This is a genomic window from Actinophytocola sp. KF-1 (genome assembly GCF_054661535.1).
In genome coordinates this window covers 267,982-281,722 of record NZ_BAAFVK010000004.1, presented here as the reverse complement: position 1 = coordinate 281,722, position 13,741 = coordinate 267,982, and the positions used below count along the sequence as shown (strand labels likewise).

Here is a 13,741-nt window from a genome sequence, read left to right as displayed (position 1 = left end):
CCCGCGCTACTGGAGGCCGGTCCGGACCGACGTGATGCGCTGCGTGTTGAAGCCGAGCCAGTGCATGCGGCCCACATACCGGGCGTGTTCCACCTTGATGCAGCGGTCCATGACCACGGTGACGCCGCCGTCCTCCGCGGTCCGGCCGCCCGCCTCGTTGATCACACCGAACTGGCACCACAGCGCGCCCGCGCCGATCCGCACCGCCTGCTCGGCGATCTCCGGCAGCGCGTCCGGCGCGCGGAAGACGTTGACGATGTCCACCGGCCCCGGCACGTCCAGCAGGCTCGGGTGGCTGGTCTCGCCGAGGATCTCCGTCGCCCTCGGGTTCACCGGTAGCACGCGGTAGCCGTGCCGTTTGAGGTAGTAGCCGACGAAGTAGCTCGCCCGCAGTTCGTTGTTCGACAGCCCCACGATCGCGATCGTGCGTGCCGTGTTGAGCACGCGCTGGATGGCGAGCGGGTCCTGGTAGCGCTCCGGGACGGTGGTCATGCGGTCGCGACCTCCTCGCGCACGGTGGCGGCGACGTGGGCGAAGCCCTGTTCGAGGTCCCAGATCAGGTCGTCGGCCGACTCGGTGCCCACCGACAGCCGGACCGTGCCCGGGCCGACGCCCGCCGCGGTCAGCTCCTCGTCGGACAGCTGCCGGTGCGTGGTGCTGGCCGGGTGGATGACCAGGCTCTTCGCGTCGCCGACGTTCGCCAGGTGGGACCACAGGTTCAGGCCGCGGATGAACGCCTGGCCGCCGTCGCGGCCGCCCGCGACGTCGAACGAGAACACCGCGCCGGCACCGCGGGGCAGGTACTTCTCGACCAGCGGCCGGTACGGGCTGTCCGGCAGCCCCGGGTAGCTCACCCGCGACGCCAGGTCGTGCGCCGACAGGAACCCCGCCACCCGCCGCGCGTTCTCCACGTGCCGTTCCATCCGCAGCGACAACGTCTCCATCCCTTGCAGGAACAGGAAAGCGTTGAACGGCGACAGCGCGCCGCCGAGGTCGCGCAGCGTCTCGGCCCGCAGCTTCATCAGGTACCCGTACGTCCCGAACGTCTCGTGGAACCGCAACCCGTGGTAGGCGGGGGACGGGTCCGCGACGACGGGGAACCGCCCGTTGGACCAGTCGAACGTGCCCGCCTCCGTCACGACGCCGCCGATGCTCGTGCCGTGCCCGCCGAGGAACTTGGTGGCCGAGTGGACCACGATGTCCGCGCCCCACTCGATCGGGCGGCACAGGTACGGCGTGGCGAACGTGTTGTCGACGATCAACGGCAGCTCGTGCTCGTGCGCGATCGCCGCGACCGCCTCGATGTCGAGGACGTTGCCCGCCGGGTTGCCGATGGTCTCCGCGAAGAACGCCTTGGTCGCGGGCCGCACCGCGGCGCGCCACGCGTCGAGGTCGTCGGGGTCGACCCAGGTCAGCTCGACGTTCATCTTGCGCAGCAGGTGCTTGAGCTGGTTCACCGTCCCGCCGTACAGCGCCGACGACGACACCACGTGGTCACCGGGCTGCAGCAGCGTGAACAGCGCGGCCGCCTGCGCCGCGATGCCGCTCGCGAACGCCACGCCGCCCGCCGCGCCCTCCAGGTTCGCGACGCGTTCCTCGAACACCGCGACGGTCGGGTTCATGATGCGGGAGTAGGTGTTCCCGTACTCCTGCAGGTTGAAGTAGGCGGCCGCGGACTCGGGGTCCTCGAACACGTAGCTCGTCGTCTGGAAGATCGGCACCGCGCGTGCGCCCGTGTTCGGGTCGGGCCGCTGCCCGGCGTGCAGCTGCCGGGTCTCGAACCCGAACTCGTGCTCCGGCTCGATCCGGGGGGAGTCGTCGGTCACCGGTACCTCTTTCCGTCCTCGCTCAGGAACCGCCGGACGATCGGCGTCTGCCGCGCCTCCTCCAGCAGGAAACAGTCGTGCCCGTACGGGGCCTCGATCAGGTGCAGCTCGACCGGTTTGCCCAGCGCCGCCAGTGCATCGTGGATCTCCTCGGACGCCGACGGCGGGTACAGCCAGTCGGAGCTGAAGGTGATCAGCAGCGTGCGCGCCGAGACGCCGTCGAGCGCCCTGGTGAGCGAACCGCCGCCGTACTGCCGCGCGAGGTCGAAGTAGGTCAGCGCGCGCGACATCGTCAGGTAGGTGTTGGCGTCGAAGCGCTTGACGAACGAGTTCGCCTGGTGGCGCAGGTAGTTCTCGACCTCGAACTCGGGTTCGGTGATCGTGTACCGGATGTCGTCGGCGAACTGCAGCCTGCGGCCGAACTTGTCGTGCAGCGCGGGCGCGGAGAGGTAGGTGACGTGCCCGACCATCCGGGCCACGCCCATGCCCGCGTCCGGGCGGCGGCCCGTGCCGTAGTAGCGGCCGCCCTGCCAGTCCGGGTCCCGCATGATCGACTCACGGGCGATCGCGTTCCACGCCATGCCCTGCGGGTGCAGGGCGTGCGTGCTGGCGATGACGACGATCGCGTCCACTTGGCCGGGGTAGTTGACCGCCCATTCGAGGGCTTGCATCCCGCCGAGCGAGCCGCCGGCCACGGCCGCGAGCCGTTCGATGCCCAGCTCGTCGAGGAACGCGCGCTGGGTGCGGACCATGTCGGCGACCGTGAGCACCGGGAAGTCCGGGCCGTACGGCTCCCCGGTGGCCGGGTCGGTCGACGACGGGCCGGTCGTGCCGCGGCAGCCGCCGAGCAGGTTCGTGGACACGACGAAGAAGTGGTCGGTGTCGAACGCCTTCCCGGGCCCGATCATGCCGTCCCACCAGCCGAGACCCGCGCCCGCGGCGCCGTCGCGGTCCTCCGCGCCGAACCCGTCGCGGGTGCCTGCGTCCGGCGGCACGGCCGACGAACCGGCGGCGTGCGCGTCGCCGCTCAGCGCGTGGCACACGAGGATCACGTTGTCCCGCTCGGGGGACAACGTCCCGTACGTCTCGTACGCGACGCGGACCGGGTGCAGCTCCCGGCCGCTGTCGAGGCGCACCGGACCGGGCAGGTCGAGGTACCGCGTCTCCACCTCGCCGACCGAACCGGGCGTTAGCGTCGACGCGATCACCATGCGCGCATCATAGGCCGCACGGCCGGTTCCGCGACCGGTGCCGGAGCCCGTCCCGGAGTCTGAGACGCAGGTCAGCGGCGGTGTACGGTCCGTCACATGACGACGATCGACAGCATCGACAACGGGGTCAACGTCCAGGCTCTGCTCGACGCGCGCGAGGCGCTCAAGTCCGCACCGGAGGCCGCCCAGTTCACGTGGCGGTCGACCACGCGGTGGGAGAACGGCGTGCACACCACCTCGACCGTCAAGGACTACTTCGGGCTCGGCGCGGAGCAGACCCACAAGGCGGAGTCGACGTTCACCGCCGACCACCCGGAGGTCTTCGCCGCCGAGGACCACGGCATCACGCCGATCGAGTACCTGCTGGTCGGGCTCGGGAGCTGCCTGACGGCGGGCGTGGCGTCCGTCGCGCAGAACCGCGGCATCCAGCTGCGTTCCGTCGAGGCGACGCTGGAGGGCGCGCACGACATCCGCGGCATCCTCGGCGCCGACAGCGACGTCCGCAACGGCTACAACGGCATCAAGGTCACGTTCAACATCGACGCCGACGCGTCCAAAGAGGACATCGAGGCGCTGGTCGCCCAGTCGCAGAAGCGCTCCGCGGTGTTCGACGCGCTGACCAACCCGACGGACGTCACCGTCGAGGTCGTCTGAGCCCGTTGGAACGCACCACCACGGTCGTCATCGGGGCGGGCCACGCCGGCCTGGCCGCGAGCCACTTCCTCACCGCGCGCGGGCTCGACCACGTCGTGCTCGAGCGCGGTGTGGTGGCGAACTCCTGGCGGACCGAACGCTGGGACACGCTGCGGCTGCTCACCCCCAACTGGCAGAGCCGGTTGCCTGGCCACGGCTACGACGGGCCCGACCCCGACGGCTACATGACGATGGGCGAGGTGGTCGAGTTCATCGACCGCTTCGCGGTGCGCACGGGCGCGCCCGTGCGCACCGGCACGAGGGTGACGTCGTTGCGGCGCACCGGCGACGGCTACCACGTGGTCACCGATCGCGGCGAGATCGCCTGCCGCACGGTGGTCATCGCCAGCGGGGCCTGCAACCTGCCGGCCGTGCCGAAGCTCGCGGCGGCCGTGCCCGCGACCGTCGAACAGGTCACGCCGTTCACCTACCGCGGCGCGGACGCGCTGCCCGACGGCGGCGTGCTCGTCGTCGGCGCGTCGGCGACCGGCGTGCAGCTGGCGGCGGAGATCCGGCGGTCGGGGCGGCCGGTCACACTGTCCACAGGGGAGCACGTGCGGATGCCGCGGCTGTACCGGGGCCGCGACGTGCTGTGGTGGATGGACGCCGCGGGTGTCTGGGACCAGCGCTACGACGAGGTGCCGGACCTGACCCGCGCCAGGAGGCTGGGGTCGCCGCAGCTCGCGGGCACCCGGGACCGGACGTCGCTCGACATCAACGCGCTGACGGACATGGGCGTGGAGCTGGTCGGCCGTTCGGCGGCCGTGCGCGACGGGGAGCTGCTGTTCTCCGGTGGTCTCCGCAACGTGGTGGCGTTGGCCGACCTCAAGATGGACCGGCTGCTGAACACCTTCGACGAGTGGGCCCGCGCCACCGGACGCGACAGCGACGTCAAGCCACCGGAACGCTTCGAGCCGACCCGCGTGCCCGAGCGGACGCGGCTGCGCGTGGACCTGCGCGGCGGCGAGATCCGGACCGTGGTGTGGGCGACGGGTTTCCGCCCCGACTACAGCTGGCTGGACGTGCCGGTGGTCGACGAGAAGGGCCACCTGCGCCACGACGGCGGTGTCGTCGACAGCCCCGGCCTGTACGCGCTGGGCCTTCCCGTCCTCCGCCGCCGCAAGTCCACCTTCCTGCACGGCATCGAGGACGACGCCCGGGACGTGGTCGGTCACCTCGCCGGGTACCTGGGTGCCGTCACAGGTTCTCGCGCCTGAGCGCGGCCGAGGGGACGCTTCGGCCAGTCGCTTTGCCTGGTGGGGGTTTTCGGCCTCGGCGATGCGGGCGCGCTGCCGCTCGTCGAACGCGAGCGCGCGGAGGGGGCCGTCCTTTCCGTCCATGTCGCCGAGGGCGTACATCCGCATGTGCTCCGGGATCGCCCGGTTCGCCGCGCGCAGCGCCGCCCGGTTCGCCTCCGTCTGGTCGCGGCGGTACGCGTCGGCCGCGGCCAGGCAGCGCTCGGTCGAGTCGTGCCTGCCCGCGAGCCGGTCGGTCAGGTGGTAGGTGTCCCCGTTCCTGACGAAGACCGGGCGCCAGGTGCCCTCGACGTGCTCGCTGTCCACCTCGCGGAAAATACTGTCGGAACACCCCACGGCGGCAAGCCTACGGCGACGCGTAACACCCGGCCGGGGGACGGCGATCGACCTCGATGTGACCGAATCCCCGCGGCTCCGGCAGCGGCTGTTCGAGGACCTGGTCGTCGCCGCCATCGGCACCGACGAGATCAAGGGGAGCCTCCGGCAGGCGCACGGCATCGACGAGCGCTACCTCCGCGACCGGTGCACGGGGGAGAGCGACCGGCTCTGGCGCGGGGCCACGCACGTGGCGCACGACTACGACACCGCCGCCTGGCGCCACCTCCGGGTGATGCGCCTCCCGTTCGCCTTGGCGGAGTTGCGTGACCTGGTCACGTCGTCGTGGAAGCAGCATTCCGGCGCGCTCGCCGGGCTCCTGCTCGTCATGGGCGCGTGGCTCGTGCCCGAACCGGGACCGGCGGGGGTGACCCCCGACTACCCGCTGCTCGTCATCGCCATGGTCCTCGTGGCCCTCGCGCTGGTCACCCGGCTGCCGGTGGTCGAGTCGAGGTTCGAGGAGTTCGAGCGGGAGTGGCGGATCGTCGGGCTGTTCGTGGTGCCCGCCGTGGCGGCGACGGCCATGGTGTTGTCCGGCCTGGCGGTGACCGCGCTGATCGACGCGGATGCCCCGGCGCGCGCCGGCGCACCGGACCAGGCCCTGTTGATCCTGGCAGGGGTGTTCCTCGTCGCCGTGCCCTTCGCACGAACCTTCTGGGAGGAGCGCGACGCGCTGCCCGTGCTGACGCTCGTCCAGGTCGTCGTCGAGCGGGGCCGTTCGGTCGGCCGCACCATCGGCCTCTTCCTGGTGACGGCCGTCTTGTTCGCGGCGCTGGATCAGGGGTGGCGGGCCGTGGACGTCGCGACGCCGAACCCGGAGCTGCTGTACGCCGGTCTCGCACTGATCGGGTTGAGCGCCTCGGCGGCGCTGCTCGGCTTCTGGTTCCGCCCCGTCCGGCTCCTCGAACAGGACCACCTGGTCGCCCTGCACCGGGTGTCCGAGGAGCTCACGGAGGTGGCGATCCTGCCGTTCCTCCGCGCCGAGATCAACCGGTACACGCAGGTGCTCGACGTGGAGATCGACGTGCGGGACGCGCCGGGGCTGGGGCAGCTGTCCGACCCCGCCTACCTGGTGTCGACGGCCGCGGCAGCGCGGGTCGCGAAACTGCTGGACACGATGCCGGGCGGCAGCATCGGGCTGGCCGGGGCGCGCGGGGCCGGGAAGACCACGTTGATCGAGTCCCACTGCGCCGGTCCCCGGTCCGCGAGGACGCTGGCGACCATGGTGTCCGCGCCGGTCGAGTACTCGTCGCGGGAGTTCCTCCTCCACCTGTACGCGAAGGTCTGCCGCGCCGCCATCGGGCCCGGGCTGGACGTGGCCGCCACCGTGCGGCGCGGGCGGGGTCGGCTGAAGCTGCTCGCGTCCGGGCTGCTCGCCGTCCTGGCCGGCGGGGCGCTCGTGGTGCTGTACAACGCGGACGTGCACGTCCCCGGTCAGGTGGCGTGGGCGCTCGTCCTCGTCGTCGGCGGAACGGTGCTGATCGGGAGCACGGCGGGCGGCTCCCCGCGGCGGGTGCCGGGGCGGGGGCTGCGTGAGGTCGCCGCGGAACGGCTGGAGGAGATCCGGTTCCAGCAGTCGTTCAGCTCGACGTGGTCCGGCGCGGTGAAGGTGCCGCTCGGGCTCGAGGCCACGGTCGGCGGCGGCCGCGGGCTCACCCGGCAGCCGTTGCACCTGCCCGAGATCGTCGACTCCCTCCGCGAGTTCCTCGAGCTGGCGGCACGCGATCACCGGGTGCTCGTCGGGATCGACGAGCTGGACAAAATGGAGTCCGAGGCCGCCGCGGAGCAGTTCCTCAACGAGATCAAGAGCGTCTTCGGGGTCCGCGGCTGCTACTTCCTCGTCTCCGTGTCCGAGGAGGCGATGAGCAGCTTCGAGCGGCGCGGGCTGCCGTTCCGGGACGTCTTCGACAGCACCTTCGACGAGATCGTCTGGTTCGAGCACCTCACCACCGACGAGGCGATCGCGAGCATCGACCGCCGGGTGGTGCTGATGCCGTTGCCGTTCAAGCAACTCTGCTTCGCCCTGTCCGGCGGGCTGCCGCGCGACCTCATCCGGGTGGCGCGCCTCGTGCTCGACGCGCAGGACGCCGACGGGCCGACCGGCCTGTCCCGGATCGCCACCCGCCTGGTCGCGCAGGACGTCGTGCGCAAGGCGCGGGCGATCAGCGTCGCGGCCCGGCGGCTCGACCTGGAACCCGACGTCGGCCGGTTCCTGCTGGTGTGCGCGGGAGTGCGGGACCGCCACGTCGACGCGGCGTCGCTGATGAGCCTCGTCGACGCGGTGCTCCCGGCGGCTGGGTCCCGGGCGCGCCTGGAGTCGACCACCGCGGCGGCGGGGGCGTTCCTCAAGCTGGCCGGTGAGCTGGCGTGCTTCCTCTACTACGCCGCCACCGTGCTCGACTTCTTCGACGAGGCCGCGGAGCAGGCGCGGTGGCGGGACACGTCCGCGCTGCACCTGCTCGCCCAGGCCCGCCAGGCGTTCTCGACCAGCACCCGGGTCGCGTGGGAGGGCATCTCCTCGTTCCGCACCTCGTGGCACCTGGCTGCCGTCGCGTTCCCGTCCGCGCTCGAGCCCGGGTCACCCGCCGGGGTAGAGGTCGTACGTCTCGAAGCCGAAGCGGGCCACCTCACCGGCCCACCGGCGGTAGGTGGCGGCGTCGGTGTGGACGGGCATGTCCGCGCCGATCGCCCCCACCAGGTCGGCGAGCCGGGTGGCCAGCGGTGACCCGGCCGCCTTCAGCGCGTCGGTGACGTCGTCCGCCGACGAGGCCGCCAGGTGCGTCAGCAGGGCGCGGGCCTCGTGCGGCGCGCCCGCCAGCGCGGTGAGCAGGAGCGCGGCGGCCTGGTAGGGGCCGTCCAGGAACGCGGCGAGGGCGTCCCGCGGCACGGACAGGCGCAGCAGCCGGTACAGGTTCGTCAGCTTCTTGATCGCCCTCGGGGTGGTGAGCAGCGGGGTGAGGCGGCCGAGGAACTCGCGTTCGGCCGCGGTGATCCGCAACCCCTCCGCCGTGACCACCGGCGCGGTCCGGACCGGCGCGACCACGGGCGCCGGGACCGGCCGCGACGGCGCGGACGTGCCCGGTCCGGACTCGGCGGCGGGGGTGGTCAGCGCCCAGTCGGCGGGTGGCGCGGCGACCGGTTCCGGTTCGGCGTCCGGCAGCAGCGAGTGCAGGAACGCCACCGCGTGGTTTCCCATGGGGCGCAACGCGAACGGGATGTGGAAGATCTTGTCGAGGTACGCGACCGGGCCGGTGTCCGGTCCGAACAGGCCGCCGTGGTGGGCGTCGAGGGACCGCAGCAGCCAGCGGGGGTCGACGGCCACCACGACCATGAACAGGTCCATGGTGAGCAACAGGTTCACGGCCTGCAGCACGTCCACCACCCGCGCCGGCGTGCAGCGGTCGAGGTCGTCGACGTACAGGACGATCCGCTGCAGCGGGGGAGCGCCGTCGCCGTCCCACCTCGCGCGCGCGGTCGCGAGGTCGGTGCTCAGGCGGCGCAGGTCGTGGTGGATCCGCCCGGTGAGGCCGCGGAAGGTCGCGTAGCGGTCCTCCGCGGTGATCTCGGTGAGCAGCCGGTCCAGCCGCCGTGCCGGGTCGAGCTCGTCGAGTTTGTCCGCGGTGGCGCGGATGTCGTCGTCCAGTTCGGCCTTGCGGGCCAGCAACCGTTCGCGCGCGGTGTCGACGTAGTGCCGGACCTGGCTCCACACCGCGATCGCGGGGCCGAGCACCCCGGCCACGATCCCGATCAGCTGCTGTCCGAGCACGGCGACGCCGATCCCGCCCGCCAGCACGGCGAGCCCGAGCCACAACCGCCACCCGCCGGACCACAGTTCCCGCCACGCCCCGGTGACCGTGGCGCGGAAGACGGCCCAGCTCCGCACCGGCGCGAGGAACCAGCCGCGGCGCGCGTCCACCCGCCGCACGGCGTCGAGGTCCCGCTCGAGCCGGTCCCGTTCGGCGCCCTCGCTTTCGAGCCGCGCCTCGAGCTGGGACACCTCGGTGGTGTCCGCGGCCGCGGCGGGTTGGTCGCGCAGCTCCCGGAAGAGGTGCTCGACGATCCCGACCCACAGGTGGTCGTCGCTGTAGTGCCACGCGTTGAAGGTGACCTGGCGGACGGTGGCGGCGAACGCGTGCCGCCCCTCCGTGCGCGCCGCGCGGCCGGCCAGCTCGCTCACCCGTTCCCGCAGCTGCCGCATGAAGCTGGACTTCCCGGCGCCCCAGTCCCCGAGCAGCGCGATCGACAGCGGCGGCGTGGTGGACAGCGCGGCCAGCACCGCGGCGAGGACCTGCACGTCCACGCCGACGCCGAGCCGGTCCTCCGCGCTCTCGACGTCGCTGACGACCTCCGCCAGCCGTTCCGGCAGGGTCACCGCGCCGACCACCTCGGCACCGCTGTCGGCGTACCACCGGCGCAGCTCCCCGTCGTCGCCGGTGGAGACGAGCACCCGCCCGTCGACCGTGGTCGCCAGGCCGGTGACGGGTCCGCCGTGTGCGCTGATCGTTGTCCCCACGGGATTTCCCCGCGCGTCCCACCGGCGGAGCGTGCCGTCCGGGTGCCCGGTGACGACCTGGTGGCCGTCCGGTGTCGTCGTCAGGGCAACGACCTCGGCGCCGGTCTCGAACGAGGCGAGCCGCATGCCGGTGCCCATGTCCCACGTGCGCACCGCGCCGTCCGGTCCGCCCGACAGCAGGACGTTCGGCCCGGTGGCGAGGACCTGCGCCGGGTCACCAGGACCGTGGAGCGGACGCCCGCCCTGCCCGGCCCAGTCCGTACGCCAGATCACGCCGTCGTGCACGGCGAACAGCCACTCGTCGGTGGCGGCCAGCGCCGACACGGGGGACTCCGCCAACCGCATGTGCTTGTCGGCCCGGCCATCCGTCGCCGACCACAACTCGACGTGGCCTTCCGCGTACCCGAGGGCGAACCGCACGCCGTCGGGGTGGACCACCAGCGCCGACGGCGACGCGGCGCGCGTGCCGATGCCTCGCCGGTCGTGGGCGTCCCGCCAGATGGCACCGCCCCGGTCGTCCACCGTGATCACGTGCCCGTCCGGGAACATCCCGACGACCGGGTGCCGGGCGGAGCGGAATCCGCGTGCCTGGTCGCCCGTGCCGAGGTCCCACACCTCGACGAGGCCGTTCGTGTGGCCGACCGCGGCGCGGTCGCCCGCGACCGACAGCGACACGATCCCGTTCGCCCGCGCGGATGGCGCCACCCCGATCACGAGCACGAAGCCGCCGACGTCGGCGAAGCGGGTCTCGATGGTCGTCCGGCGAAACCGCGCCGGTGGCTCCTCGCCGAGCAGGTCGACGACCTCGTCGGTGAAGAACGCGGCCACCGTGCGGTCGTAAGTGCCGCTCAGGTCACCCCGCAGGTCCTGCGACCCGAGCAGGTCCATCGCCGTTCCTTCGGTGCGGTGGACGACCACGCGTGCCTTCGTGCTGTCCGGCAGGGCACGCGCGATGGCGCCGGGCAGGCCGAACAGGCTGTTCGTCAGCGTGACGGTCAGCGCGACGCCGTCGCGCCGGACGCGGGGTTCGCCGCCGACGACGGACCGGAGCACGCCGGCGAACTCCATCACGCCGTAGCCGTCCGCCGCGGCGACGAGAACAGCTTCCTCGGCCTCGTTCACGGGGGACAGTCTCCTATCCCCGCCTCGTTGCGCCGAATGGCCGTCGGTCGAACACGTGATGTGCCCGCCTCGCCGCCGTCCTTACGTTCGTGGCGCACGCACCTCGGACGACGGGAGCCCGTGGATGGCAGGCGCGATCAGCAGGCGGACTTTCTTGCACGGCACCGCGGCCGCGGGCGCCGTGCTCGTCGTCGCGGCACCGGCCGCGGCCGCCGCCGTGCCGCCGGGCGTGGTCAGCGGTCTCGACGTGGCCACCTGGCAGGCGGGCATCGACTTCGCGGCGGCCCGTGCCGCCGGCCACACGTTCGCCATCGTCAAGGCGGGCGGGTCGCAGCTCGCCGAGGGCCCGTACGTCAGCCCGCACTACCGGCCACAGGTGACGGCGGCACGCGCCGCGGGTCTCCGCGTCGGGCACTACTGGCTGTCCGGCGACTTCTCCACCCCGGAGCAGGCGGCCGACCACTTCGCCGACCACCTCCACGACTACCGCCGCGGCGACGTGCTCGCCCTGGACGACGAGGTGCTCGACGACTCGACCCGCCTGTGGCACGACGGCGAGGTGGCGGCGTTCTTCACCCGCGTGCACGCCCGCGTCGGCGACCACGTGCCGTGGCTCTACATCGGCGCGTCCGACCTCCGGTCGGGTTCGTGGCCGCGCACGATCGCCACCGGCGCGAAGCTGTGGGTCGCGTCGTGGGGCGCCAACGACGGGAGCTACCCCGGCGAACCCGACCTCGGCGGCGCGTACCCGTCGTGGAGCGCGCACCAGTACACGTCCAACGGCGCGGTGAACGGCGTCCGCGTCGACCTGAACGTGGCCCGGCCCGGCGCGTTCGACCCCGTGACCCCGGGCGAACCGCCGGGTCTGCCCAAGACGACGACCGAACAGGACGGTGTGCCGGGCCCGGTGTTCTGGCAGCGCGCGCAGCACTGGCTGTCGATGGCGTGGGGCTACACCGGCCCGATCGACGGCGTGCCCGGCACCTACACGTACATGGCGTTGCAGCGCGCCATGCGCGAGTACGGCTACACCGGTCCCGTCGACGGCGTGCCCGGCGTCAACACGTGGTCCGCGGTGCAACGCCTCGGCAGGCAATGGGGCTACACCGGGCCCGTCGACGGTGTCATGGGCCCCCATTCGTGGCGTGCCTTCGCCCGCTTCCTGAACCAGGACGCCTACGACTAGGGGCTCGTGGTACCCGGGCCCGTGGCCGGTTTCGGGCGAGCTGCCGGGTGATGGCCATGCCCGCAGTGCCTCAGCACCACGTGCCCTCGGTGGTGGCGAGCGGGACGTCCGACGCCGCCGCCCGGCTCGCGTTCCACGTGGTCCAGTCGTCGTCCGGGAGGTAGGTGGTCACCATGCGCAGGACGCACGAGCGCTGTGGTTCCGGGAGACGTTCCGCGGCGGGGACGACGTCCGTGGAGAAGCGGCCGAGGTACTCGACATCCAGCGGCATGCCCTGTTCCGCGCGGTCGATGTTGCGGTCCGCGATGAAGCGTTCCGGGTCGATGGCCACCAGCGCCAGCAGCGCGACGACCGCCGCGCCGACGGCCGCTCGTGGCAGCCACGCCGGGCGCAGCCGCACCAGGGACACCAGCACCAGCACGAACACCGCGCCCAGCCACAGTTCGCACACCTCCACCAGCAGCCGCAGCACGGTGAACCCGTACGCCTCCTGGTAGGTCCACATGCGACTCAGCGCCGACGCCACCAGCACCAGGCTCAGCGCGCTGAGCGCACCGAGCAGCCCGCGCTGCCACGCCCGGTCCGCCGCCGTGCTGTTCGGCGCCCACCGCAACGCGGCCCCGACCAGCGCGAGCGTCAGCACCGTCGCCACGCACAACTGCCAGAAACCGCTCCGGGCGTAGTCCGCCGCCGTGAGGCCGATGGTGCGGTGCAGGTAGTCCGCGCCACCGAACAGCACCACCATGCGCACCGCCACGAACACCGCGAACAACGCCACCAGCACGCCCAGCGGCAGCGCCCACTCCACGCGGTGCGCGAGCCGCCGCCGTGCCACGCCCTCGTCCCCGGCCCGAGGCGGCGCCGCCAGCAGGTACAACGCGCCCACCACGAAGAACGCGGCCACGCCGAACGCGACGACCCACCCGGCGAACGTGTCCGCGCCGAGGTCCGGTGTCATCGATGCCACCACGTGCGCGAACGCGGCGTCGCCCGCGCTCAGCAGCGGCACGAACACCGCCAGCAGCACCAGCGACGCCAGCACGGCCACCGCGATCCGCCGCCGCGCCTCGGTGTCGCCGCCCTCCGTGCGCTGCCGGAGCGCGCGGCCCACCCACGGCGGCGATCGCAGCGCCTCGATCGGCACCGCGAACACCTCGTACAGCACCGACGTCGCCGTCCGCCCGCCGACCACCGCGAGCGACCCGGTCACACACGCGGCGAGCACGCACAGCGCGAACAACCACTCCGACGCGCGCACGGCACCGGTGGCCGGCAGGACGATGGTGGCGGCCGTCCACACCGGACTCATCCGGGTGAACCGCGACGGCGTGCCGGACCGGCGGTGGGACCAGACGACGGCCGCCACGACCACCAGCCCCGTCAGCGGCCAGCCGAGGCCGGGGCGGTCCAGCGGCAGCAGCACCGCGCCCGCCACCCCGGCCACCGCCACGGCGGGCAGCAACGTCGGCGGCACCGGCACCGTGGCCGACCGGGACGGCGTGCGGGGGCGCAGCAGCATCGGGGTGTCGACGTCAGGCATGGGTGTCTCCCGGAAGTGT

The 13,741-nt window shown here is 72.8% G+C and carries 8 protein-coding genes and 1 pseudogene; 3 read left to right on the top strand and 6 right to left on the bottom strand.

Features of this window, described 5'->3' with window-relative positions; translation table 11 throughout:
- Nucleotides 1-6: 6 nt before the first annotated feature.
- Genes ACYQ77_RS14425 through metX form a run of 3 tightly spaced genes read right to left on the bottom strand, consistent with a single transcriptional unit; the run spans nucleotide 7 to nucleotide 3,037 of the window.
- A complete protein-coding gene (locus tag ACYQ77_RS14425) occupies nucleotides 7-492 on the bottom strand; it encodes a CoA-binding protein (protein WP_459711277.1) in 486 nt (161 codons plus the stop codon).
- On the bottom strand, nucleotides 489-1,826 hold the full coding sequence (locus tag ACYQ77_RS14420; protein ID WP_459711274.1) for an O-acetylhomoserine aminocarboxypropyltransferase/cysteine synthase family protein: 1,338 nt from the start codon (nucleotides 1,824-1,826) through the stop codon (nucleotides 489-491). The genes ACYQ77_RS14425 and ACYQ77_RS14420 overlap by 4 nt, the downstream gene beginning before the upstream one ends.
- Nucleotides 1,823-3,037: a homoserine O-acetyltransferase MetX gene (gene metX, locus ACYQ77_RS14415; protein ID WP_459711273.1), complete on the bottom strand. Its 1,215-nt coding sequence runs from the start codon at nucleotides 3,035-3,037 to the stop codon at nucleotides 1,823-1,825. Before metX ends, ACYQ77_RS14420 begins: the two co-directional genes overlap by 4 nt.
- A 96-nt stretch (nucleotides 3,038-3,133) precedes the next feature.
- On the opposite strand from metX, the gene ACYQ77_RS14410 reads away from it, so the two are divergent.
- Together ACYQ77_RS14410 and ACYQ77_RS14405 are read left to right on the top strand one after the other, a co-directional pair.
- Nucleotides 3,134-3,691, top strand: a complete 558-nt coding sequence (locus ACYQ77_RS14410; RefSeq protein WP_459711271.1) for an OsmC family protein — start codon at nucleotides 3,134-3,136, stop codon at nucleotides 3,689-3,691.
- A 5-nt stretch (nucleotides 3,692-3,696) separates the two neighbouring features.
- Nucleotides 3,697-4,947 carry an NAD(P)-binding domain-containing protein gene (locus ACYQ77_RS14405; protein WP_459711268.1) on the top strand — a complete coding sequence of 417 codons (1,251 nt, stop codon included), beginning with the start codon at nucleotides 3,697-3,699 and terminating at the stop codon, nucleotides 4,945-4,947.
- Nucleotides 4,948-5,082: 135 nt separating this feature from the next.
- Here ACYQ77_RS14405 and ACYQ77_RS14400 read toward each other — a convergent pair.
- Nucleotides 5,083-5,439 (bottom strand): annotated as a pseudogene (locus tag ACYQ77_RS14400) (DUF7639 domain-containing protein); the annotation flags it as partial.
- Nucleotides 5,440-7,939: 2,500 nt separating this feature from the next.
- Entirely contained in the window at nucleotides 7,940-10,996 is a 3,057-nt protein-coding gene (locus ACYQ77_RS14395; protein ID WP_459711267.1) for a P-loop NTPase fold protein, read from the bottom strand.
- A 124-nt stretch (nucleotides 10,997-11,120) separates the two neighbouring features.
- On the opposite strand from ACYQ77_RS14395, the gene ACYQ77_RS14390 reads away from it, so the two are divergent.
- A complete protein-coding gene (locus ACYQ77_RS14390) occupies nucleotides 11,121-12,182 on the top strand; it encodes a GH25 family lysozyme (protein WP_459711265.1) in 1,062 nt (353 codons plus the stop codon).
- Between the two features lie 70 nt (nucleotides 12,183-12,252).
- Here the strand turns inward: ACYQ77_RS14390 and ACYQ77_RS14385 are convergent, their stop codons facing one another.
- Nucleotides 12,253-13,722, bottom strand: coding sequence for a DUF4153 domain-containing protein (locus ACYQ77_RS14385; protein WP_459711263.1), 1,470 nt, complete (start codon nucleotides 13,720-13,722; stop codon nucleotides 12,253-12,255).
- Nucleotides 13,723-13,741: the final 19 nt, after the last annotated feature.

Coding starts and splice junctions, on each gene's coding strand:
- metX (WP_459711273.1), bottom strand. CDS start 3,037: ATGGTGATCGCGTCGACGCTAACGCCCGGTTCGGTCGGCGAGGTGGAG.
- ACYQ77_RS14425 (WP_459711277.1), bottom strand. CDS start 492: ATGACCACCGTCCCGGAGCGCTACCAGGACCCGCTCGCCATCCAGCGC.
- ACYQ77_RS14385 (WP_459711263.1), bottom strand. CDS start 13,722: ATGCCTGACGTCGACACCCCGATGCTGCTGCGCCCCCGCACGCCGTCC.
- ACYQ77_RS14410 (WP_459711271.1), top strand. CDS start 3,134: ATGACGACGATCGACAGCATCGACAACGGGGTCAACGTCCAGGCTCTG.
- ACYQ77_RS14390 (WP_459711265.1), top strand. CDS start 11,121: ATGGCAGGCGCGATCAGCAGGCGGACTTTCTTGCACGGCACCGCGGCC.